This window comes from Dellaglioa sp. CoH-57-MRSF-16 (genome assembly GCF_056782055.1).
Genome location: NZ_JBXAXZ010000167.1, coordinates 1 through 276, shown reverse-complemented (window position 1 = coordinate 276; position 276 = coordinate 1). Strand labels below are relative to the sequence as shown.

The window sequence follows — 276 nt, the reverse complement described above, 5'->3', positions numbered from 1 at the left end:
ACGAACATAAAGGTGACGGCTACAACCGTGTACACACTCATGATCAGGTTGGACAACGCGGGAGCAACATCGTGTGCGCCCAATTGAATTCTTAGAGTTACGCAACCAAGCAGCATGATCGCAATCACCAGTATGTCCCGCACGATTCCTCCGCAGCAAAAACAAAAGGGTGGATAGCGCCAACTATCCACCCTCTATTTACTTGCCCAACACCAAATCAACCAAACATCTTCGGCTCTGCACATTAACCCGGGCCGACACCGAGCAAAAGGAGTG

1 protein-coding gene is annotated in these 276 nt (G+C 50.4%); it reads right to left on the bottom strand.

Annotation, left to right across the window (positions count from 1 at the left end; translation table 11 throughout):
* The coding region (locus tag AC1RPH_RS08305; RefSeq protein ID WP_481762113.1) for a hypothetical protein at positions 1 to 191 on the bottom strand (191 nt) is incomplete at its 3' end.
* Positions 192 to 276 lie beyond the last annotated feature (85 nt).